This window comes from Pseudomonas sp. NPDC086251 (assembly GCF_044746405.1).
In the GTDB taxonomy this organism is placed as follows: domain Bacteria; phylum Pseudomonadota; class Gammaproteobacteria; order Pseudomonadales; family Pseudomonadaceae; genus Aquipseudomonas.
On record NZ_JBIVBY010000001.1, the window covers coordinates 470,501 to 492,206 of the forward strand.

Annotated in this window: 18 protein-coding genes and 2 pseudogenes; 12 read left to right on the forward strand and 8 right to left on the reverse strand. The window is 53.7% G+C overall.

From position 1 onward, the window contains the following. The first annotated feature begins 6 nt into the window (after nt 1–6). From ACIPL2_RS02070 to ACIPL2_RS02090, 5 genes are all read left to right on the forward strand, one after another. Entirely contained in the window at nt 7–1,071 is a 1,065-nt protein-coding gene (locus ACIPL2_RS02070; RefSeq protein WP_401352560.1) for an acyl-CoA dehydrogenase family protein, read from the forward strand. A gap of 80 nt (nt 1,072–1,151) precedes the next feature. Then, nucleotides 1,152–1,931 carry an enoyl-CoA hydratase/isomerase family protein gene (locus tag ACIPL2_RS02075; protein ID WP_401352562.1) on the forward strand — a complete coding sequence of 260 codons (780 nt, stop codon included), beginning with the start codon at nt 1,152–1,154 and terminating at the stop codon, nt 1,929–1,931. 48 nt (nt 1,932–1,979) lie between these two features. Further along, nucleotides 1,980–2,690, forward strand: a complete 711-nt coding sequence (locus ACIPL2_RS02080) for an enoyl-CoA hydratase/isomerase family protein (RefSeq protein ID WP_401352564.1) — start codon at nt 1,980–1,982, stop codon at nt 2,688–2,690. Nucleotides 2,691–2,793: 103 nt separating this feature from the next. Continuing rightward, on the forward strand, nt 2,794–3,420 hold the full coding sequence (locus ACIPL2_RS02085; RefSeq protein ID WP_401352566.1) for a glutathione S-transferase C-terminal domain-containing protein: 627 nt from the start codon (nt 2,794–2,796) through the stop codon (nt 3,418–3,420). A 52-nt stretch (nt 3,421–3,472) separates the two neighbouring features. Next, entirely contained in the window at nt 3,473–4,567 is a 1,095-nt protein-coding gene (locus tag ACIPL2_RS02090) for an iron-containing alcohol dehydrogenase (protein WP_401352568.1), read from the forward strand. A gap of 23 nt (nt 4,568–4,590) precedes the next feature. Here the strand turns inward: ACIPL2_RS02090 and ACIPL2_RS02095 are convergent, their stop codons facing one another. After that, nucleotides 4,591–5,517, reverse strand: a complete 927-nt coding sequence (locus tag ACIPL2_RS02095; RefSeq protein ID WP_401352570.1) for a LysR family transcriptional regulator — start codon at nt 5,515–5,517, stop codon at nt 4,591–4,593. 250 nt (nt 5,518–5,767) lie between these two features. Here ACIPL2_RS02095 and ACIPL2_RS02100 point away from each other — a divergent pair, with 250 nt between their 5' ends. From ACIPL2_RS02100 to ACIPL2_RS02110, 3 genes are all read left to right on the forward strand, one after another. Next, complete coding sequence (locus ACIPL2_RS02100) at nt 5,768–6,880, forward strand: LLM class flavin-dependent oxidoreductase (RefSeq protein WP_401352571.1); 1,113 nt, start codon at nt 5,768–5,770, stop codon at nt 6,878–6,880. Between the two features lie 75 nt (nt 6,881–6,955). Continuing rightward, entirely contained in the window at nt 6,956–7,957 is a 1,002-nt protein-coding gene (locus ACIPL2_RS02105; RefSeq protein WP_401352573.1) for a quinone oxidoreductase family protein, read from the forward strand. 86 nt (nt 7,958–8,043) lie between these two features. Next, nucleotides 8,044–8,838 carry an SDR family NAD(P)-dependent oxidoreductase gene (locus ACIPL2_RS02110; RefSeq protein WP_401352575.1) on the forward strand — a complete coding sequence of 265 codons (795 nt, stop codon included), beginning with the start codon at nt 8,044–8,046 and terminating at the stop codon, nt 8,836–8,838. Between the two features lie 109 nt (nt 8,839–8,947). Here ACIPL2_RS02110 and ACIPL2_RS02115 read toward each other — a convergent pair whose 3' ends face one another. Further along, nucleotides 8,948–10,204 (reverse strand): OprD family porin, encoded by a 1,257-nt coding sequence (locus ACIPL2_RS02115; protein WP_401352577.1) that lies wholly within the window; start codon nt 10,202–10,204, stop codon nt 8,948–8,950. A gap of 848 nt (nt 10,205–11,052) precedes the next feature. Here ACIPL2_RS02115 and ACIPL2_RS02120 point away from each other — a divergent pair. Then, a complete protein-coding gene (locus ACIPL2_RS02120) occupies nt 11,053–11,370 on the forward strand; it encodes a LysR family transcriptional regulator (protein WP_401352578.1) in 318 nt (105 codons plus the stop codon). Nucleotides 11,371–11,826: 456 nt separating this feature from the next. Here the strand turns inward: ACIPL2_RS02120 and ACIPL2_RS02125 are convergent, their stop codons facing one another. The 5 genes and pseudogenes from ACIPL2_RS02125 to ACIPL2_RS02145 form a co-directional block, all read right to left on the reverse strand. Further along, complete coding sequence (locus ACIPL2_RS02125; RefSeq protein WP_401352580.1) at nt 11,827–12,033, reverse strand: hypothetical protein; 207 nt, start codon at nt 12,031–12,033, stop codon at nt 11,827–11,829. 202 nt (nt 12,034–12,235) lie between these two features. Beyond that, on the reverse strand, nt 12,236–13,099 hold the full coding sequence (locus ACIPL2_RS02130; protein WP_401353338.1) for a methyl-accepting chemotaxis protein: 864 nt from the start codon (nt 13,097–13,099) through the stop codon (nt 12,236–12,238). Next, nucleotides 13,091–14,164, reverse strand: a pseudogene (locus ACIPL2_RS02135) (methyl-accepting chemotaxis protein); the annotation flags it as partial. The gene ACIPL2_RS02130 and the pseudogene ACIPL2_RS02135, both read right to left, overlap by 9 nt. Before the next feature lie 126 nt (nt 14,165–14,290). Then, nucleotides 14,291–15,642: pseudogene (locus tag ACIPL2_RS02140) on the reverse strand (OprD family porin). A gap of 129 nt (nt 15,643–15,771) precedes the next feature. After that, on the reverse strand, nt 15,772–17,067 hold the full coding sequence (locus ACIPL2_RS02145; RefSeq protein ID WP_401353340.1) for an MFS transporter: 1,296 nt from the start codon (nt 17,065–17,067) through the stop codon (nt 15,772–15,774). A gap of 727 nt (nt 17,068–17,794) precedes the next feature. Between ACIPL2_RS02145 and ACIPL2_RS02150 the strand changes: the two genes are divergently transcribed. From ACIPL2_RS02150 to ACIPL2_RS02160, 3 genes are all read left to right on the forward strand, one after another. After that, the gene (locus ACIPL2_RS02150) at nt 17,795–18,778 is read left to right on the forward strand and encodes a zinc-dependent alcohol dehydrogenase family protein (protein ID WP_401353342.1); all 984 of its coding nucleotides are present in this window, start codon (nt 17,795–17,797) and stop codon (nt 18,776–18,778) included. Nucleotides 18,779–19,047: 269 nt separating this feature from the next. Next, on the forward strand, nt 19,048–19,431 hold the full coding sequence (locus ACIPL2_RS02155) for a hypothetical protein (protein WP_401352582.1): 384 nt from the start codon (nt 19,048–19,050) through the stop codon (nt 19,429–19,431). Nucleotides 19,432–19,996: 565 nt separating this feature from the next. Beyond that, nucleotides 19,997–21,216, forward strand: a protein-coding gene (locus ACIPL2_RS02160) for an IS3 family transposase (protein WP_401352584.1) whose coding sequence is annotated in 2 segments (ribosomal slippage) — nt 19,997–20,342 and nt 20,342–21,216 — 1,221 coding nt in all. Because the reading frame shifts where the segments join, the coding sequence is not laid out codon by codon here. 90 nt (nt 21,217–21,306) lie between these two features. Here ACIPL2_RS02160 and ACIPL2_RS02165 read toward each other — a convergent pair. Beyond that, nucleotides 21,307–21,501 carry a hypothetical protein gene (locus ACIPL2_RS02165; protein ID WP_401353344.1) on the reverse strand — a complete coding sequence of 65 codons (195 nt, stop codon included), beginning with the start codon at nt 21,499–21,501 and terminating at the stop codon, nt 21,307–21,309. Nucleotides 21,502–21,706: the final 205 nt, after the last annotated feature.

The window sequence follows — 21,706 nt, forward strand, 5'->3', positions numbered from 1 at the left end:
GCGGACATGGATCAGGAAACACTGGATGCCGTGGGCGAAACGATGCGGCGCTTTTATCGTGACCATCAACCGTTCGACCAACGGGTCATGAACTATCAGCAAGGACACAAAGAAGGAGCGAATACCTGGGAGGACATGGCCCTTCTCGGTTGGCTTGGCCTATCGCTCCCGGTACATCTGGAAGGTTTTGGTGCATCAGTCAGAAGTTGTTTGTCGTTGATACGCGTGGCTGGCCGCGAGGCCCGTCCGGAGTCGCTATCAGAACATTGGCTGCTTGCACCTTTTTTACTAAAGCACGCGGAGGAGGCCTTGGCCCCCGCGCTGGCTGCAAGCCTGAGCACTGGCACTCGACGTTTAGGGCTGCTGGAACCGCAAGCGAGCCTCACTGTGCAGGCGAATGAGCTGCTGTCGGGGCGGGGCCTGTTAATCGGCACCGAAGTGGCCGTGACCGATTGGTTGGTTCCCGTTCGAGTAGGTGGCGACCTGCGGCTGGCCCAACTCAGCCGGGACGCCGATGGCGTGGACGTTCAACCAGGTCGATTGCTGGACGGTCGTGAAAGTCGTTGGGTGAGCTTTAACCAAACACCGCTGCAGTGGATTGGATCGGCAGGCGAGGGGATCGGACAACGCGCGCTCGATCTTGTCGCAGCCGGCCAGGTCGCTGATTCGGTCGGTGCTTTCGAAAGTGCTTTCGAATTGACCCTGGACTATCTCAAGCAGCGGACGCAGTTCGGTCAGGCGCTGTCGCGATTGCAAGCTGTACAGCACCTGATGGCCGACGTGTTCTGTGATCTTCAGCAGTCGATCAGCCTGATGCACCGATTGGGTCATGAGCTGGATTCAGATCTAGTGAACGCTGCGCCGATGGTTGCTGCATCGAAAAGCTTTATTGGCCGGCGCATGTTGCGCGGTGTCGGTCGCCTGATTCAGCTCTCCGGCGGCATTGCGATGACCGAAGAATACAAGCTCGGCCACCTTTATCGCAGGCTGCAGGTCGCCGCCACCGTGTATGGCGACGCTGAACAACAACTGAGTCGAATCGATCCGCGTTCGCTGCTGATGAGCGCCTGAAACATCGATGTTCCAACCCAGGCCTTCGGGCCGGCTTAGCACCTGAAAACAAAAATCTGAATGATTGGGAGTGAACTGCCATGAGCAACTCTTTGCTGCTTGAAGTCCGTGATCGTGTTGCTTATCTGACCATCAACCGCCCGGAAGAACTGAATGCCGTGAATGCCGAATTACACACGGCGCTGTCGCGGATCTTCATCGACCTCGGGGAGCGGCGTGATCTGGCGGCTATCGTGTTGACCGGCGCTGGTCGCGCATTTTGTGCCGGCGGTGACATTGATTGGATGCGTGATGGCGTGCGCAATCCGGAAAGCTTCGAGATCATCACTTGGGAAGCCAAGCGTATCGTCTACGCAATGCTGGACTGCGAAATCCCGATCATCGGGCGTATCAACGGTGATGCGGTGGGTCTCGGGGCAACGCTGGCGTTGCTGTGCGACATCACGGTGGCTGACGATCGCGCCCGTATTGGCGACCCTCATGTACGGGTTGGTCTCAACGCCGCTGATGGCGGGGGTTTCCTCTGGCCTCAAGCGATTGGCTACGGCAAGGCACGTGAGCTGTTGCTGACGGGCGAATTGCTCAGTGCCAACGAGGCACATCGCCTGGGCGCGATCGGCCATGTCGTTGCTGAAGGTGAACTGGATGCGAAGGTGGAAAACCTGGTGAACAAATTGCGCCAGGGCGCTAGCAAGGCGATTCGGTGGACGAAAGCGGCTTACACCATTCCATTGCGTCAGTTGGCTCATGGACACATGGATGCAGGTACGGCCTACGAGTGCCTGACGAACCTCAGTCCAGATCACGCCGAAGCAATCGAAGCTTTCGCTGAGAAGCGTAAGCCGGTGTTTGGCCGTTAAGACAGTCGTCGCCTTCATTTTTAGAGAGAATAATCAGGAGCCCTCTCCATGTTCCGACTCGAATTTTCAGACGACATTGCCGTCGTTCTTTTGGACGCTGCTCCTGTCAACGCCATGACGTTTGCCAGTTGGGCCACGTTGCCTGACTTAATCCGTGAGGCTGAGCAGCACGGTGCAAAAGCCCTCGTATTCAGTGGCCAACCTCATAAGCATTTCTGTGCAGGTAACGATGTCCGCGAATTCAAAGACCTGACCCCACAAGACACGTTGCGCGGTGTTGCCACTGTCCGGGCAGCGGTGAAGGCTGTGCATGAAAGCCGATTGCCCGCCATCGCGGCGCTCCACGGCGCAGTCATGGGCAGCGGCCTGATATTGGCCTGTGCGTGCGATATCCGAGTGGCGACCGCGGATGCCCGCCTGGGCCTGCCTGAGGTCAAGGTCAACAGCTACGGCGGGTTCGCGATGCTGAGTGAAACGTTGCCACGGGGGGAGGCACGTTCGATGACCCTCACGGGCAACCCCATCAGTGGCGCGCGCGCCTTTGAACTGGGAATGGTGCAAGAACTCGCCGATAACGCGCCGGCAGTCCTGGAGAAAGCAATGCAAATTACAGCGCAGATTACATCGACTTTAACAGGTCGCTTGGCAGACGAAATCAAGGCAGTAATGAACAACCAGGAGCAGCATCCCTTGTGGCAATCGTACGAGCTTGAGCGTGAGTTTGCGTCACGCATCATGGGGACTGCCGGTAACAGTTGATCGCTTCAAGTTAATCGCAATGCCGTGTTAGCCAAAATGGATAGGGCATCTTCCATGGTGCTCTATCCCGGATTCTCACATCCCATTGAAAGGTTAAGACCCAATGAAACTATTTATCCAGGCTGGATCAGGCTCGCTATCACCGCAAATTATTGCAAACGAGATTGGCATCGAACTGGAGCTGTTTAATGTTGATATGGCAGCTCAGCGATACGGCGAGAATGAGTATTATAAAGTCAGTACTTTTTCCATGGTGCCGGCGCTCGTCATTGATGATAAAAAAACACTGCACGAGACGGCTGTAATTTCCGTTTATTTGGCTGACAAAAAGCCGGCTGCACAACTCGTACCCTATGCAGGGACTTTTGAACGTGTTCGGGTCATGGAGATGTTGAGCTTTGTTACCGGGGAAATACATCAGAAATTCATTCCATTGCTTCCCACGTTTGTTAATAGTGAAGCTAAGGATGAGTTTCGAACACTGCTTTCCCACAATCTGACTCATCTTGATAAACAGTTAAGCGACGGCCGTCTCTATATGATGGGTGGGCCATTTGGTGTAGTGGACGCCTATTTGATTTCAATTGTGCCTTGGGTCGTTCGTACAAAGGTCGACATTGAACATCTTGCCCACTTGCAATCGTATATGGACAGGTTACTTGACCGACCTTCGGTGATTAAGGCTATGCGGGATGAGGGGGCGAACGTCACTGATTGGCGCCTGCCATAGGTATCCAATTTCAAACAAGCGACTGTCGTCCATTCTAAAGAGAGAAGGCCGTATGATTCATTTCGTTGCTCCAGGTGACTACATACAAGGGCCAGGCGCGCTGTCTCGGTTGCCTTTTTTTGTCGAACAGGCTGGTGGTGTCGCTGTCATCGTCACCGATGAAGTCGTGTTGGCGAAAGTCAAACAGCAGCTAGGTGTGGTGTTTGGCGCGGAGAGAATGCCGCCTGCTCTTTGTATCGGCCCTGAGGTCACGTATACAGCGATCGAATCACTTTGTTTAACCATGCCGGCGGACGCGACGGTGGTGGTAGGTATGGGAGGTGGAAAAGCAATTGATATGGCCAAGGGCATGGCTGACGCGAAAAGCATTCCAATGATTTCGGTGCCAACAGTAGCGTCAAACGATGGGCCTACCGCCCGGGTGTATGCGGTGTATGACGACGACCATCGTCTTGTCGCTATCGAGCATATGAAAAGTAGTCCGTTGGCGGTGATCGTGGACACCAAGTTGCTCATCAATTCGCCTTTGCGCCTCATGAGGTCAGGTATTGGCGATGCGATTGCAAAAACGTTCGAAGCCGAAGCCGCGTGGAACGCGCGCGGTAGCAACATGCAGGGCAGTGCAGCTCCCGAGCTGGCAAGGGCCATTGCGCGTAGTTGCTACGACACCATACGGCAGTATGCGTTGCCAGGGCTCTCTGCAATGTGGATGGGTGAACCGGACGAGGCGTTCGAAAAGTTGGTTGAGGCCTGTGTGCTGATGTCAGGCCTGGGTTTTGAGAACGGTGGACTGTCTACGGCACATGCGGTCACGCGCGGCCTGACCCAGTCTCGGCATGGAAAACACGCAACACACGGCGAACACGTTGCTTACGGCGTATTGGTGCAGGCCAGGATTGAAGGCCGCACTGGCGTTGAGCTTGACGACCTCACCAGTTTTATTGAAGCGGTTGGGTTACCGACCTCTCTGTTCGCACTGTCAGGGAAACCGGCCGATGAGCAGGATTTTGATCAAATTGCCAAGTTCGCTCTTGAAGCTTCTTACAGCGCAAACTTTCCCGAATCAATGAGTCGGACATCGCTGATCAACGCCATGAAAGGGATAGAAATCCGAGCGGCGGCGCAACAGATGTCACTGGGCGCCTGATCATGTGTTCCGACTCATCCAACTTAGCTGGCTATCAGGTGATGGCGGGCAGGGGTATCGAGATGCTTGAAGTAATCAACCGTGAAATCAACGAACGATCTGACCCGGGTAGGAAGCTGGCGTCCGCCATCTGCCACCAAATGGAAGGTAGTGGTAGGACAATGAAATTCCTCCAGCAGGGGTACCAGGCGTCCGGCGTCGAGATCATCGGCTATTTCCCATACGCCTTTTCTGATGATACCCAGCCCCTGGACGGCCCATTTTCGCAACGTGGAGCCATCATCGGTCAACCGATTGCCTTTGACCTGGATGGCGGTTTGGGCGCCGTTTTGCATGAAGCCCCAGCGATCCAGCGGTTCGTCGGCCCGCAGCTGAACAAAGCAATTGTGCGACTGAAGTTCTCCGAGGTGGCGGGGAGCACCATGTTTCTCAATGTACATTGGAGAGCAGCACACCATGGGTCGGTCGATACCCAGCGAGTAGGCGGTCAGAGAACTATCCGGCAGCGTTCCCCAGCGAATCGCAAGATCCAACCCGAACTCCACAAAGTTAAGTACTCGATCGCTCATGAACAATCTGAAATTAACTTGTGGATGCTCTTCAATAAACGCATCGATCATGGGGGTAATTATTTGTCGCCCGAGGTCGGTCGGACACGTCAGCCCAATAGTACCTGAAAGATCCGTCTGACCGCCCTTAATTGTAGAATCTAGAGCGTCAACCTCTTCGAGTATAAGCAGCGCTTTTTCATAAAAGTACTGACCCTCTTCAGTGGGTGTCAAACTTCGACTGTTTCGTTTTAACAAAGGCAAGCCATACATGTCTTCCATTGCTTTAAGGCGTCCGCTCATGGCCGCTGGAGAAAGACCGAGGTGCCTGCCCGCCGCCGAAAGCGAGCCTGTCTGAACAACCAGCCGGAACAGCTTCATGTCTTGTATGCGATCAACCATGATAGTTTCCCTGAGCTTGCTTTTTGTTTTTATACCGCAACGCGCTAAGTGATTGAACAGTATTATTTCTGAAACGTAAACACCTTGAACTAGCTGCCATTGACATGAACGCCTAGCTTACAGAAATGCTGAATGCAGGTGTAGAAAAATACGAATTGCGCAAGATGATTGCACGGTGTTAGTGGTAAATAACAAAGCAGCAAGTATCTGCGCTTTAAATAGTCCCAAAAATAAAAAAACAGGGAAAACTATGAAGCTCGCTATGTTTATGCAACCTACGCACTCGATGGGCTGGAAGTACCACGAAATGTACGATCAGGATCTTGCTTGCGCCATTCATGCGGACAAGGTCGGTTTCGATGAGATTTGGGTCGGTGAGCATACCTCTCAGCGTCCAGAACCCATTACAAGCGCCTTGCAGTTTCTGTCCAGCCTGATACCGCTGACTGAGCGTATCAAACTGTGTACCGGCGTCGTCAATTTGCCGCAACACTCACCAGCTCGTATCGCAGCAGACATCGCCATGTTTGACCACATGTCAAAGGGGCGATTCATCCTCGGAATTGGGCCAGGTGGTGTGGCGTCTGACGGTGAAGTGTTCGGCTGTGATCGCAAAATCGGCGCGCAGATGATGGTGTCGTGCTACGAAATGATTCGCACGATCTGGAACGCAACGCCGCCTTACGATTTGGCGACCTCACACCACAAGGTCAGTATCCAGAAGACGGTCAATCACGAACTGCAACTGGGATACATGCCTGTCCCGTTTCAAAATCCGTTCCCCCGAGTGGCCACATCGGCCATGAGCTTCTTGTCCAGTACCGCGAAGCTGGCCGGGGCGCAGGATTGGGATCTGATCTCAGCCAACTTCAACACCACCGCCATCGTAGCCTCGCACTGGCAAGCCTATGTCGAAGGTGCCCTGGGTGCAGGGCATCTTCCTGATGCTCGCAATTGGCGAATCGCAAGGTCGGTTTTTGTCGCTGACTCACAAGCCCAAGCTGAGGACTACTTGGCCCAGAAAAGCTGCAGTTTGCGCGTGTATTTCGAGTACATCCTCAACGTACTGGCCAGCATGAATTACGTCGATATTTTCAAAACCCGACCTGATATGGCGGATGACGACGTCACCGTCGACCACTGCATCAAGGAGATGGTCATCTTCGGCGATTCAAAATCCGTCACGGAGCAGTTGGTGGCATTCAGCGAAAAAGTCGGCCCGTTTGGCACGTTGATGACGACCTTCCATGAGTGGGACAACGAAGCACTGTGGCGCCGCTCGATGGAGCTCATGGTTCAGCGAGTCATGCCTCAGTTGAGGGATTACATGACGCCTCGCCTGGATGCACAGCGTTACGAATAACCCAGGTAATTCAGCCGCGGAGGGCACTCGCCTCTCTCGCAGATTTTCACTTTCTAAACCACGCAGGAAATTTCAATGAATACCAATCAAACCACCGAGGCCATACAGATTCACGAGTACGGTGGCGTGGAAAAAATGCAGTACACCTCTATCGAAGTGCCTCCGCCTTCAGCAGGTGAGGTGCAGATTCGCCAGCATGCGATCGGCATCAACTTCCTCGATACCTATCACCGCAAAGGCGTGTTCGCATTGCCCCAATTGCCAGGAGCCCCTGGGGTTGAGGGGGCTGGTGAGGTCATCGCTGTTGGAGCAGGTGTTACTCGCTTCCAGCCTGGCCAACGTGTCGCCTACCCACGTTCTCCTATCGGTGCTTACGTGGGCCTGCGCAATATGGCGGAACGCCATTTGGTGCATCTGCCCGATGGCATCAGCTACGAAGTCGCCGCTGCCGCTATTTTGCAAGGCGCTACCGCGCACATGTTGATCAATCGTGTGGCGCCGCTAAAAGCCGGGCAGACGGTGTTGGTTCATGCTGCCGCTGGCGGCCTTGGCTCCTTTATCTGCCAGTGGGCGAGTTCACTGGGAGTTCGTGTAATCGGTAGCGTCGGTTCGCGGGAGAAAGCAGAGCGGGCTTACAGCCTGGGCTGTGAAAGCGTAATTCTCTACAAGGAGGAATCCTTTGTAGATGGGGTGAGTCGCCTAACCGACGGGCAAGGTGTCGATGTGGTCTACGAAGGGCTCGGCGGAAAAGTATTCCACCAGTCCCTGGAGTGCCTCAAACCATTCGGTCATTTGATCAATCTCGGCCAAGTCGCCGAAAGCTTGCCTTCGGTCAATATCTCAGACCTTGGCCCAATGCGTTCGCTAACGGTCTCGGTTCCAGGTTTGACGCCGTATCTGAACGCTCATCCGAATATCCAGGACATTACCGATGAACTCTTTGAACGCGTTCTCAGCGGTCAATTGAAGGTGCATATCGGCGGGCGCTACGCACTGCGGGATGCGGCGCAGGCTCATCAAGCTCTTGAAAGCGGCACCACTCAAGGGTCGCTGATCCTGCTGCCTGAAGGTGTCTAATTTCAAGTAGAAACGAACGTCAGGCCCCCACGCCAGACTCCATCCTCAGAGGCCTTTTTGGGCCTCTGCTTTCATCTGGGACATCTATGAAAATCGAACTGTCTGGGAAAACAGCTTTAGTCACAGGCTCCAGCAAGGGGATTGGTTTTGCCATTGCCAAAGGGCTGGCCAATGCAGGTGCAAAGGTCGTCGTCAATGATCTGTTGGTTGGCCAGGTAGATAAAGCCGTTACTCAACTGCGAACCGAATTTCCCTTGGCGACTGTTGAAGGGGTGGCCGCAGATCTGGGAACGGCAGAAGGTTGTGCCGACTTGGTAGCGCTGGTACCAACCGTGGACATTCTGATCAACAGCGTGGGGATCTACAGCGTAGAAGACTTCTTCGAAACACCTGACGATGTCTGGCTTCGCTTCTTCAATATCAATGTCATGTCTGGAGTTCGCCTGTCGCGGGCATATCTGCCGGCGATGGTCGAACGCGCATGGGGGAGAGTGATATTCATTTCTTCGGAGTCCGCCTTGTGCGTTCCGATGGACATGATCCATTACGCGACCACCAAAACCAGCAACCTTACGGTTTCCCGGGGATTGGCAAAACGCCTGGCGGGAACAGGGGTAACGGTTAACGCCGTGTTGCCAGGGCCAACGCTATCCGAAGGCGTACAAGCGCTACTTCAGGATGAAAAAGAAGCCTCTGGGCTTTCGATGGAAGAAACAGCTGCCGCCTTTGTGGTGAAGCACCGGCCGAGTTCACTCATTCGTCGAGCAGCGAGCATGGAGGAGGTGGCGAACATGGTTGTTTACGTGGCGTCTACCCAGGCCTCCGCGACAACGGGAGCGGCCTTGCGCGTCGATGGGGGTGTGGTCGATACGATTGCATGACATGTGGAGACGCAATGGTTGGGTCGCCCAGTCCTGCGACTGGGCGCCCATGCCACACTAAACGACCAAACTGCGGTAAAGGGGGGCGCCGGCATGGCCGACGCGCATATCAGAGAATGTCCAAAGGGTACTCGATGATTGCCCGAATTTCATCGAGGTTAGGGCCCACATCACGGTCGGCTCGGTAGATCGAGTTACGCAGTTTGAACGACATATCCTTGAGCGAGCCTTCCTGGACAACGTATTTGACCTGGTTGAAAAACTCGCGCTCAGTACCGTCCTGCTCACCACCAGCATCAATGTTGCTGCCCCGCACGTATGCGGTTTTGTAGGTGAGTCCTGGCACACCGAACTCAGCAAAATCGAGCTCGTAGCTGAGTTGCCAAGATCGCTCATCCTTCAAATTGAAGTCGGAGTAGTACGAGTTGGCAACGTAAATGGTGCTCCCGCCATCTCCGTAGTCGTAGGCGTAGCCGGCATCTCCACTGTTACGCTGATGAGCAACGATAAATGCGTGGGGGCCAACACTGTACTTGGCTGCCAAACTCCATATGGTGTTGGTGTCGTTGACGCCATCACCGCCGAAATCCAACGCCGCCTGGGAGCCATTGGCGTAGTCGGTACGATAGATATTGAAGTCAAAGTTGAGCGCCTGCGACTCAGCCACCGCAATCGTGTAGTTAACGTTCCCGTAGTATTTCTTGTAGGTGTCTTCGACATCGGAGTGGTAGGCAGCGACGCTCAATCCGTCCGTCACGGCGTAGGTACCGCCGATGACGTCAATGCTCTTCAAGCGATTGGGATCGCGGGCCGAATCGCCCATCGGACTGTCTGCGGTGAAACGTCCGACATTCAATTCCAGACCTTCGATTTCCTTGCTGGTGATCAACGTCCCGGTGAATGCCTGGGGGAGCAAGCGGGAATCATCATAGGCAAGTACCGGCATCGACGGGAATTGATTGCCGTAGAGCAGCACCGTGTTGGAGATACGCAGCTTCAGTGCTGCTCCGGCCTCTGAGAGGTCATCTACTGGGTGGCCGTCGCTGTCGGTGTCGAAGAAGGCCTTGTAGTTAGTACCTCGACCGCTATCGAGCTTAACGCCCAGCAGACCGTATGCATCTACACCGACACCAATGGCACCTTGAGTGAAGCCCGACTGGAAGGTGCCGATGAAGCCTTGTCCCCAGACCTTGGCATCATTGGTGTGGTTCTTGTAATCCCGGTTGAAATTTGCGTTACGCAGCAGCAACTTCAGGTCGCTGTCTTCAAGGAATCCCTTCGATTCAGACTGCGAACTGGCGAATGCGTATTGGGAGGACGCGGATAGAACGGCACATGCAAGTGCAAGGCCTTTACGATGAAACATAGTTACTCCTTAGAACTGCATTTCTTTGTTTTAGTGATGGCAGGAGGCTGCGCGCATGTTAACGGTCACGAAACTCAGTATTCGCACCTTGCGTGATGGGTGTTATTAGTTTTGGAGATATCACAACGCGCAGCGGCCTCATAAATACTATTTGACTCGGCCCATCGTAAAGCGGAACATTTTGATTTTTAGTATTGACGAAATTAATGGTGAGAAAGAGCGATATTGAGTAGTCTGCGCTCCGACGAACTCCTGATGAGCTAATGCCCGCTGGATGTTGGCAGAAGCTATTTCATCGTCCTTTGGTTTTTTTGCCGCCTACCCGTAGGCGGCTTTTTTTTATCTTAAAAACTATATCTTTTAAACTGATAACAGAGTGCAATCTCTAACTTATCACTCCGAGCGATACTGGGTTAATGTTGTATAGAAATCACTTCCACTGATAGTGCGATCGCGTACAGAACGACTCACGCTTAGTGATTGAAGTTAAATGAGTGGCTTTCATGAGGAGGCGACACCAAAAAAACTTCCCATAAAGAGGTGATCACGCCTCGATTTCGATCCCGCTCAGATCGGTTGGCAGCTGTGCCATTGTCGCCTGGGCTGCGACTAAGCGTTTCGATTTATGCGGTTTATCTGCGCGAACGACTGGAGCACAATCAAGACCACAAGGTACTGACGGCCGTGGTAGGCGCTCCGGCCACGATTGGAGCATCGGATCGGATCAAAGCTGTCATGAGGCTGGAAGAGAATGTCGTGTTCTGAACCGAATAGGGGGAAGAAGCGGCTTCTTCAAAATCTAAAATGAACAATGCACGTTTTACTATCATCGAAGAGGTAAAAGAATTATGACGATCAATGAGAGAAACTTTCGTGGCGTCGACCTCAACGTTATGGTGACGTTCTTGGTGTTGTACCGCGAATTAAATGTAACGCGAGCAGCGTCACTTATGAAAGTAGGGCAGCCTGCCGTTAGCGGCTCTCTGGCACGACTGCGCGCTCGCTTTAACGACCCGCTATTCATCAGAACGGGAAGAGGTATCCGTCCAACAGGCAAGGCAATTGATATCGCAAAAATTCTGATGCCAGCGTTTACTTGTATCGAGAGCGTCATAACGGGTACTTGCCATGTTGCGGCAGAAGGGGAAGAAATTCAGCAGTTGTAACTATTTATTCCATTAAACACACCCGCTCGAAACAATAAATTCATCGCCCCGCTTGCGAGAATTAATTTTTTCATAACGCAACGAATAGACTCCATCGCAATGTCTATTTCTGATTGCCTTGCAACTTATTACTGGCGCATCGCTCTCAGCTGCTATGCAGCATCTTGTCGAGTTAGTGATTGTTGATAATCAGTCACGAGAAGCCCTTGACCACCTTTCGGGTAAACGCGCATCTACTACGGGCGCTTTTTTTTCTGCCGTCTCCGATAGTCGTTGCCTGGTTCCCGCTCCCTAACTTCTCTCTCAAAATCGTATCGCCGTGAGGCCTTGATCGAGGTTTTCCCTTCTCCCACAAAGCACTCGCAGACCCGATCAGCGTGTTGGGCGAGGTTGGGGTTGAAATTAAGAATGGGGTTCATCTGTTAAAAGATTCGACGGCCGCAGCCGGATGAATCCCTACTCACTGGATCCCTCATCTAAGCTATTGGCCAGGAGCCCTACGAGCTCCAGTGGGCGTCTGGTACCAATTACCCTGTAAATCGGAGCACGTTTACTTCTTGGCAATTTCTTAACCACGCTTTTCGCGCTGGCCCTGACGGCTTCATCTGTCCCATGGATTTGCGCGGCCAAGAGAAGCACGAGGATGGCATCAGTGAGGTTCATAAGTCTGTCCAAAAGCGTGTAATAGTCGGTATAGCACTTGCCGCCTCAAGGAAATGTATTCCAGGCGGGGAGTCGTTGACGCCCGGGTAGTGACTGGCCCGGGCGGGGTACTAAACATAGCAAGCATCAAAGTAGGAGAGGGTGCCAATTGCGGTCGCAACAGAGAAGAGCGACAGTAGCAACGGAACCCTGACCTGAGGCATCAAATTTGAAAGCGCTCTACGTGCGTCTGCAGCTCACCTCCGAGTGAGGACAACGCTGTGCTTGAGGTTGCGGTGTCCTCACTTGCCTTGGCTGTTTGCTCGGAGATCGTGCGAACTTCATAGATGCTGGTATTGATTTGCTCGGCAACGGCGCTTTGTTCTTCAGCTGCCGCGGCAATTTGAAGATTCATGGCCTGCATCACAGAGATGGTCTGACTGATGCTGCTCAGAGATTGCCCAGCCTCGCGTCCCAGATCTAAAGTGCGAGAAGCGAGCTCACGGCTGCTAGACATGGAGTCGGTCGCGTTACTGGCTCCAACCAAGAGCGTACCCACTAGGCTATCGATTTCTGTTGCCGCCTTTTGCGTGCGTTGAGCCAGTGCTCTGACTTCATCGGCAACCACCGCAAAACCGCTGCCTGCCTCGCCAGCACGAGCAGCCTCAATGGCGGCATTCAATGCAAGCAGGTTGGTCTGCTCGGCGAGCGACTTGATCACGGTGAGTACGCCACCAATCTGCCGGCATTCGCCTTGCAAAGATTGAATAGCTTTGGCGCACAAAGAAACCTCGTCGGCGAGATGCTCCATTTCCTGGATGACCTGCTTGAGCTTCAGGTCGCCAATTTTTGCTTCTTCATCGGCTTGAGTTGCAGCAACGGACGCCTCTTCTGCGTCTCGCGCAACACCTCGAACGGTATGTGCCATTTCATTCATGGCGGTGGCGACTTGATCGGTCTCTTCGCGCTGGCGCGTCACGCCTGCATTGGTTTGTCCCGTGGTCACCGAGAGCTGCTCTGCGGCCCCCGCAATTCTGACGGTGCCATCGCCGATGAAGCCGATCAGCTGTCGTAGGTTTTGGGCCATATCATTGATGCTGCGTTCTAATTGACCCAACTCATCCTTGCGATCGCTGACCAAGCTCGCACGCAAATCACCCTTGGCAATTTTGGTGGAGATTTGCAAAATTTTTCGTAGCGGATTGACGATCTGAGAGGTAATGACCCATGCGGCTAGGATAGCCAAAACGATCGAAACAAACGTGATGCCGATCAACGAGAGTTTGGCAGAGGCCACGACTTCGGCTCGCTGGGCCAGCTGCTCCTGGCGCAATGATGTACTGACCGAGCGCATTGCATTGCCGTATTCGGTAATTTTCCACCCGGCGGCCTTGCTGTCGGCGACACCTTGGCTAAACAGCTGGTAACCCTCCTGGTAGCGCCCGAGGATGACGCCTGCATTGTTCAATGAGGCTAATTCTTCCTTTGGCGCACTCGCAACGATGCTCCTGAGCTTCTCCATCAATTCGCTGAGGGCTTTGTCTGCGACCTTGGCGGACTCATCGCTTTGCTGGAAGACGTAACCACGAACCAGATAGCGAATGTTCAACATACTTTGATGCAAGACACTGACATCCCGCACACGCTGCAGCAGGCCGTCATTTTTGTCCTCATTCAGCTTAGCGAAGCCCTTTTTTTGCAGCTCTTCGATTGAACTCAGTGCTTCGTTCCCTGAGCTCACCATTCGGGTACGTGCCGCATCTCGGCGATTCTGCGCCTGAACCAGCTCCTCCAGAGTGTTGCGATAATTGCGCAGCGTCATTTGGATCTCCAACAAGCTTTTTTGCTCGGAGGGGGTTTTCAAAAACACCAGGTTTTCTTTTAGCTGGTTTTCCATCTTGACGATCAATTGCGCAAGCTTCGCCGCTTCAACAGGAGTGCCCGTCGCGATAAATCGTTCGACACTCACCTGAGCATCCAGTACCGATAACTCCATCTGATTGAGGCGGGATATGTCATCACCGCTCACCACCATTCTTTCAGTGCTGCGCAGACCAGTGAACATGACGACCAGTGTGAGCAGCAGTACCACTCCAAAGGCCAAAGCAAGTTTTTTGCTGATAGAAAGATGTGCAAGGTTCAGAGACGTCATTTTCGTGTCTAATCTTTTGAAGAATTAGGCCGTTGGCACAGGCGGATCCGATGTGCCCCAGGCGAGTACCGCACAAGCTGATAACGCTCCGCATAGCGTTATCCTTCTGCAGCGTTTCTACCGCGCTTACATCAGTGGAATGGTGTAACTGAGGATCAGACGGTTCTCGTCTTGATCTCGTTGACCCGGAATATCGTTGCGCCAGGTAGCGCTTCTCCACATAACGCCAACATTTTTCAGCGGGCCGGTGGGCACGACATAGCCAACGGTGATATCGCGTTCCCACTCAGAGTTGCCATTGCCGTTTTCCTTGCCGTTGGAGCCGACCGTATCGATGTCGTCACCACGCAGATAAATCACGCCAGCCTTCAGGCCACGTAAGCCGATGCTTTCAAAGTCATACGCGTAGCGGGCTTGCCAGGTTTTCTCACCAGCGCGGCCGAACTTCTGGATCTGCATGTCGGTGATTGTGTAGTTCGACGAACCGTCGCCCTGGTTCAACCATGGGAAGTCGCTGCTGCCGTTGCTGACCTGATAACCACCGCCGAAGGTATGGCCGCCCACGGTGTACAGGAACAGACCGCTGTACAGATTGTTGTCGACCTTGCCTTTGCCGTTCGGCATGCCGGTATAGTTGCCATTACCGAAGTAGGTCGGTGTGTTTCCGTTGGCCCCATCGTCAGAGCTGTTGAAGTAGCGGAAGTCAGACCTCAATGCGCCCGGGCCAATCGCCCAGGTGTGCACCAGCCCCAGGAAATGCTCTTGTAAAAGTCCTCCAGGTTGCCGTAGTAGTACTGAGCAGTCAGGTCTTTGGTGATCTTGTAATCGCCACCGGCGTACATGAATTTGTTGCTGTTGGCGACTCGTGCGTTCGCACCAGCAATGGCCATCTGCTCGTTGTTGCTGGAGTTACGCGCCTTGACGTGCTCGATCTGACCACCAACCAGGGTCAGGTCTTTGATATCGCTAGATGTGATCTGTTCGCCTTCCCAGGTTTGGGGCAGCAAACGACTGTCGTTGGTGACGATGACGGGCAGTCTTGGTTGCAGCGTGCCCAGTTTCAGCTCCGTCTGGGAAATCTTGGCCTTGGCCGTTAGACCCAGGCTTGAGAAGTTATCGACTGCTTCACCGTTGGACTTGCTCGGGAACGCAACACCACCGTAGGAAGTCGACGTCGTGCCGTTGGTGCCACCGCCCGAATCGAGACGTATGCCGAGTAGGCCAATAGCATCAATACCAACCCCAACTGTGCCCTGGGTGTAGCCAGAGATGAAGCGAACGTCAAAACCTTGACCCCATTCCTCATTCTTGCTTTGCACACCGGAAGCGGTGGCAGCAGCATGGTCACGGTTGTCGACATTGATGTAGTAGTTACGCAGGCCCAAGGTGGCCTTGCTGTCTTCGATGAAACCAGCGGCGTGGGATTGTTGAGCAAGCACGGTCGTAGTAACCGCGAGGGCAAGTGCGGATTTTTTCATAAGTAAGCTCCGAGTATTTTTATTGTTTACTGCGCACAGCGAAAACCCGGGCCAAAAAACTTTGGCCCGAATCGCAGGTGTTTCGTGAAATCGATCAGTGAAGTAAGGCGACAAATCGAAGGCTTTGATTTAGCTCGTGACGATCCGCGAATGTTTGTGGGTGTCTTTCATGGTGACGTACACCAGCAGGGACACGGCAATGCCCGCTGTGACATACCAGTAGTAACCCGTCTCCATATCGATGCTCTTGAACCAGAGGGCGATGTATTCAGCGGTGCCGCCGAAGATCGATACGGTCAGCGCGTATGGCAGGCCGACGCCGAGGGCGCGGATTTCGGTCGGGAACAGCTCCGCTTTGACCACCGCATTGATCGAGGTGTAGCCGCTGACAATGAGCAGCGCGGCCATGATCAGGAAGAACGCGCCCCACCAGGTCGTGATGGTGTGCAAGGTGGTGAGGATCGGCACGGTGAACAGGGTTCCAAGGATGCCGAAGGCGATCAGAATCGGGCGACGGCCGACCTTGTCCGACAGCCCACCGACAATCGGTTGCAGGCACATGAACAGGAACAGCGTGGCAGCGGAAATACTGGTGGAGTCGGTGATGCTCATACCGACGGTGTTCACCAGGTATTTCTGCATGTAGGTGGTGTAGGTGTAGAACGCCAGGGTGCCGCCCATGGTCAGGCCAACTACGGTCATCAGCTCTCTTGGATGACGCAGTAAGGTGCGCATGGCGCTTTCCTTGGCCTTTTCCTTTTTGGCAAACGATTCGGTTTCTTCCATGCCGCGACGCAGGTACAGCGCAACCACTGCGCACAGAGCACCAATGGCGAATGGAATGCGCCAGCCCCAAGCGTACAGCTGCTCTGTGGTCATAAACTGTTGCATGACGATCAGCACAGCCAAGGCGATGAGTTGGCCAGAGATCAGAGTCACGTACTGGAAACTGGAATAGAAGCCACGACGCTCTTTGGTCGCCATCTCGCTGAGGTAGGTCGCGGAGGTGCCGTATTCGCCACCCACCGACAGGCCTTGCAACAAGCGAGCGAATACCAACAGGATCGGCGCGCCGATGCCGATGGTTTCATAGCCTGGACTCAGGGCGATCAGCAACGAGCCGAAGCACATCAGGTAGACCGAAGCCATTAGCGCTTTTTTGCGCCCGACCTTGTCAGCGTAAAGGCCCATCAACCAGCCGCCGATCGGGCGCATCAGAAAGCCCACAGCAAAAATTGCAGCGGTGTTGAGCAGTTGCGCAGTGCTGTCGCCTTTCGGGAAGAAGGCCTTGGCGAAGTATAGGGAGAAGGCGGCATAGACGTACCAGTCGTACCACTCGACCATGTTGCCGACGGAACCACTGAAAATCGATTTGATGCGCTGGCCAGTTGTCTTTTGAGACGTTTGAGCGCCTCTCGACAAGATTGCGGGAGTGTCCAACTTGTATTCTCACTTGAAATTATCGTAAAGCCACGGTCGTAGTAATCGGCACCTAGGCGTCTGAGTGCAGGCTCCGTGCCGCGTACCAAGTCATCGTTCGAAAGTGTTCGGAATTAGGACTGGGTAATAATCCGGTTATGCGGATATTTCTTTAAGTGGGTTTTCACCTGTTTTTCTGCCGACTGGACTTTGGTCTTCTTTCCTAAGTCATGAGCGTCGGCGCTAGTGCAATTTCTAATGCTCAGTATTTCTCGGTTGGATCCAGATTTTCTTGAGCAAAAAAATGCGCCCCTAGAAAAATTGAGTGTCCGTGAATAGTAAACGCGGAATGACTTCGCGACTGTCGCCTTTTAAGCGACGGATTGTCGCTTAGCGGGCTGTTTATTCGGCCTGGAAAAGCATGTAGCGTTCTTGGCGGGCTTTCCTCAAGGCCCATAATTTGTACCAACAATAATGAGGCCAACTCCGTAACGTTGAACTTCAAACTTTCTATTTATAGGTTGAAAATGGACGTGGGGTTACCCAGCCCTGGAGCTAATTCCTAACGTTGAGCACCATCTACATATGATCGATGTTTCGCGTTTTTTAATTGTCACATAAAATCGCTACTCTTCGCGCCGACTAACTTGCGGCGCGAATTTGGCAGGGAAATAGGCTATTCATATTTAGAATTTGATGTTTTAAGGAGTTTGAATTGGCCAGTCACCCAACCATGCGGGCATTGGTAGTCAATGACTACAACAAAGGAAAATTCATTGAAACGCAGGTGCCTCGTCCTGTAGCAGGGCCAGGTCAGGTACTCGTGCGTATTCTGGCTAGCGGCGTCAATCCTATCGACTACAAGATTCGCACCGGTGTGGCGCCTTACGCAGAGCCAGAACTACCGGCAATACTTGGTGCCGACCTGGCCGGTGTCGTTGAAGCGCTGGGCGAGGGGGTCACCAGCTTCAAGGTGGGCGATGAGGTGTATGGAATGACGGGGGGAATTCGCGGCCTACCCGGTACCCTCGCGGAATATGCCGCGGTGCATGCCGACTTGCTGGCACCCAAGCCCAAAAATTTAAGCATGCGTGAAGCCGCAGCGGTTCCTTTGGTTTTCCTTACCGCCTGGGAGGGACTCGTTGATCGCGCGGGTGTTCGCGCTGGCCAACGGGTGTTGATTCAGGGTGGTGCAGGCGGCGTGGGCCACATGGCCGTACAGATTGCACGCGCCCGGGGCGCTCAGGTATTTGCGACTGCTTCTGCCGAAAAGCGTGGAATCGTCGAGTCCTTTGGGGCTACTGCAATCGACTATCGCAAGAGCACGGTCGAAGACTACGTCGTTGAACACACCAATTTTACGGGCTTCGATGTGGTGTACGACACAGTGGGAGGGCAGATATTGGACGACTCACTTATCGCGGCACGTACGTACGGACATGTACTCAGTTGCTATGCCTTCAGTGCACATAATCTGGCCCGGGGGGCGCTTCGTTGTGTGACCCTCTCAGGCATATACGTGTTGTTGCCATTGCTCAGTGGGGAAAGACGCGCGCATCACGGTGAAATCATGCGCGCAGCAACCCGACTCATCGAGGAGGGCAAGGTAAGGCCGTTGTTGGATTCTCATCACTACACCCTGGCAGATGCACACGCGGCGCATGATGCCCAAGAGTCCGGAAGAATTATCGGGAAACTTGTAATCGATATCGCCTGATTCCGGGCGGTTCGGTTTGAAGTACTGCAGATTGGGGAGGGCGCTACCCCAAACATGCGGGTAAGTGGATTCCTTTCAAGGCGGAATCAATGGCTACATCTGCGCAGTTGCGTGGTCGTCGACAAGCGGGCACATCGGCGGCTTCTTCACGAATGAACGGCGTTTCGGGGGAATTAGAAATAATTATCCCGAAATGCTGTTCGCCTAAAATATCAAAAAAAATGTATCCCGACCGTGTGTGATTACGGTCAGCTAAACATGGAGCTGTCATGGCAATACGCAAAATAAGCCTTAAAAACGACTCGTGGCAACCAGGAGAATGCCTCTCTCAAGCCGGAGGGGAGTATATGCACGTTACCATATCCTACGATATAACCGGAATGCGCAATAAAATTGATCACCACATACACGAAGTCATTGAAAGTAGTCATGACCTGCGCAAGATCGAATGTGTAAACACCACTATCTACTGGCAGGCACGTCTAGGGGATCGTTATGACAATCAAGACATGCTTGTAATGAAAGCTGAAATAGTGTTGAAAAATAAACTGGAAGAAATTTTTGTAAAAAATGGTGATCTATCGTACGAAACGGTTACCGCTTATTGCATGATCGGGAATCTAAGGGCGTTTGCTTTTGAGATCGATGCGTAACTGTCAAGCCCGACGAGCAGGTGGCGCGCAAATGCCTTACATGCAAGCGACATTTGCGACTTGTTAGCCTGCTGATTTCTCTGGCAGATTTTCTGTATTGGGCCGATGTCACTGAATAATAGATCGCATTGATCCGAAACTATTAGTCCCAGCTACTACTATCGCCCAGTACAGGATGTCTCCATTTTTTTATCGTTCATGACCCGAGCGCAAATTCCCAAGCATGCTTTGCAGTGGAGGCTGGGTTAGGCCAGACTCCGGCCGGGATACGGATCTATCGCGCGCGACATAAAAAAGGAACGATGATGCTTGATAACTCTGCAATCACACGGCAGTTCTCCGCGGAAGAGGCGACCCATCTTTATTCGAGCTTGCCATCAGTACTGACACCGGCTGACCTCTATAGAGTAAAAGACGATCCCAGCTATAGATCGCTCATTGCCGGCAGTAATGTCTACCTGGTTGTGCGTCGCAGAAGAGTGTATCTCGACCCATTGAACGAGCCCCATGAAAGACAGGACACCGTTTCCCCCTTACGATAAGGGATAGGCAAACGGTTATGTTTATGACTAACAGCAACGATAAGAATGGGGAGCTTTTGGGCCAGGAGCGGCGGCGCCGCTGGAGCCCGGAGCAAAAGCTGGCTATGGTTCGCGAGAGCCTTGAGCCAGGGCAAAGTGTGTCGGTCGTCGCTCGGCGCAACGGCATCAATGCCAACCAGTTGTTCCTGTGGCGCAAGCTCTATCAGGACGGCAGTCTGTCGGCGGTCAGTGCTGGTGAAGCCGTGGTGCCGGCCTCTGAGCTGAGCGATGCACTCAAGCAGATCCGTGAACTGCAACGGATGCTGGGCAAGAAGACGATGGAAGCAGAAATCCTCAAAGAGACCGTGGAGATCGCCCGGTCGCGTAAATGGATTGCGCACTCACCCTTGTTGCCGGGGGACGACCAGTGAAGCTGGTCAGCGAATGTCTCGGTGTGGCGCGCTCGCAATTAACGGTTCGAATCAAGCAATCGGTATCGCCCAAAGTACGGCGAAGCAAGCCTGTGAACGACGCTGAGTTGGTGGCCGAAATCAAGCAACAGGTCAGCGAACTGCCCAGCTATGGCTACCGCCGAGTCTGGGGATTGCTGCGTCGCGCCCGTGAAACCCTGTTGCTGCCCGCGATCAACGTGAAGCGGGTTTACCGGGTTATGCGTAATCACAACTTGCTGCTTGAGCGCCGGATCAAACAGTCCGGTGTGCCGCGTCGGCACGAAGGCCGAATTGCGGTGGAAACCAGCGATACACGTTGGTGCTCGGACGGCTTTGAGTTCCGTTGCGAGGACGGCGCCAAACTGAGCGTGACCTTCGCCCTGGACTGCTGTGATCGCGAAGCCATCGGCTGGGTCGCGAGCCCGACCGGGTACAGCGGCGATGATATCCGCGACTTGATGATGGAAAGTGTGGAGAAGCGTTTCGGTGATCAACTGCCCGCCATGCCGGTGCAGTGGCTAAGCGACAACGGCTCGGCCTACACCGCCGAACAAACGCGCCTGTTTGCTCGACAGATCGGTTTGCAGCCAGTGACCACACCGGTGCGCAGCCCGCAGAGCAACGGCATGGCCGAGAGCTTCGTGAAGACGATCAAGCGGGATTATGTGGCGCACATGCCCAAGCCGGATCGAGAAACGGCGCTGCGTAACCTGGCAATTGCCTTTGAGCATTACAACGAGCAGCATCCGCACAGCGCTTTGAACTATCGCTCACCGAGGGAGTTCAGGCGCTTGGCAGCGGCATCAATTTAACGGGGAGTTGGTGTCCGGTTTTGTAGGGGCAAGTCCAGTCGCTCTTTTTGGCCAACGAGGCCCAGCTAGCCAAACAAACTCGAAACCTACTCACTCAGGAGTCATGAGCACCGCTAACGTGATGTTGATGAATTCTTCATTCTTGCTGATTGTGTCCAAAGCAACGCGTACGTTGCCGGCAACCTCCGCTGAGCCACGCTGCTCAACCCAAAGCGTTAGTTCCATGATCGCGGCTTCGAGGGCTAGCTGGTTCTGATTGATCTTGTAGAGTAAGGAAGGGAGCAGGTCTGCGTCGACATTGTGATTCCTCCGTGGAAGAGATCAGCGTAGATCAGATGCTCAGCGACGTACGACCTACACCACCCTGACGCGGATGCTCGGCATTTAGGAGCGAACAAACAGCCTCTGCCTCCGTCCTGACTTTGAACACGCCATGCTTGCTGGCTGACCCTCCCTCTACAAGATCAACGACCCTGTATCGCTTGCTGCC

Excerpts from the sequence above, each read along its gene's own strand:
- ACIPL2_RS02150 (WP_401353342.1), top strand. The coding sequence starts at position 17,795 with ATGCGGGCATTGGTAGTCAATGACTACAACAAAGGAAAATTCATTGAA.
- ACIPL2_RS02105 (WP_401352573.1), top strand. The coding sequence starts at position 6,956 with ATGAATACCAATCAAACCACCGAGGCCATACAGATTCACGAGTACGGT.
- ACIPL2_RS02095 (WP_401352570.1), bottom strand. The coding sequence starts at position 5,517 with ATGGTTGATCGCATACAAGACATGAAGCTGTTCCGGCTGGTTGTTCAG.
- ACIPL2_RS02090 (WP_401352568.1), top strand. The coding sequence starts at position 3,473 with ATGATTCATTTCGTTGCTCCAGGTGACTACATACAAGGGCCAGGCGCG.
- ACIPL2_RS02080 (WP_401352564.1), top strand. The coding sequence starts at position 1,980 with ATGTTCCGACTCGAATTTTCAGACGACATTGCCGTCGTTCTTTTGGAC.
- ACIPL2_RS02125 (WP_401352580.1), bottom strand. The coding sequence starts at position 12,033 with ATGAACCTCACTGATGCCATCCTCGTGCTTCTCTTGGCCGCGCAAATC.
- ACIPL2_RS02100 (WP_401352571.1), top strand. The coding sequence starts at position 5,768 with ATGAAGCTCGCTATGTTTATGCAACCTACGCACTCGATGGGCTGGAAG.
- ACIPL2_RS02085 (WP_401352566.1), top strand. The coding sequence starts at position 2,794 with ATGAAACTATTTATCCAGGCTGGATCAGGCTCGCTATCACCGCAAATT.
- ACIPL2_RS02120 (WP_401352578.1), top strand. The coding sequence starts at position 11,053 with ATGACGATCAATGAGAGAAACTTTCGTGGCGTCGACCTCAACGTTATG.
- ACIPL2_RS02075 (WP_401352562.1), top strand. The coding sequence starts at position 1,152 with ATGAGCAACTCTTTGCTGCTTGAAGTCCGTGATCGTGTTGCTTATCTG.
- ACIPL2_RS02110 (WP_401352575.1), top strand. The coding sequence starts at position 8,044 with ATGAAAATCGAACTGTCTGGGAAAACAGCTTTAGTCACAGGCTCCAGC.
- ACIPL2_RS02155 (WP_401352582.1), top strand. The coding sequence starts at position 19,048 with ATGGCAATACGCAAAATAAGCCTTAAAAACGACTCGTGGCAACCAGGA.
- ACIPL2_RS02130 (WP_401353338.1), bottom strand. The coding sequence starts at position 13,099 with ATGGCCCAAAACCTACGACAGCTGATCGGCTTCATCGGCGATGGCACC.
- ACIPL2_RS02070 (WP_401352560.1), top strand. The coding sequence starts at position 7 with ATGGATCAGGAAACACTGGATGCCGTGGGCGAAACGATGCGGCGCTTT.
- ACIPL2_RS02115 (WP_401352577.1), bottom strand. The coding sequence starts at position 10,204 with ATGTTTCATCGTAAAGGCCTTGCACTTGCATGTGCCGTTCTATCCGCG.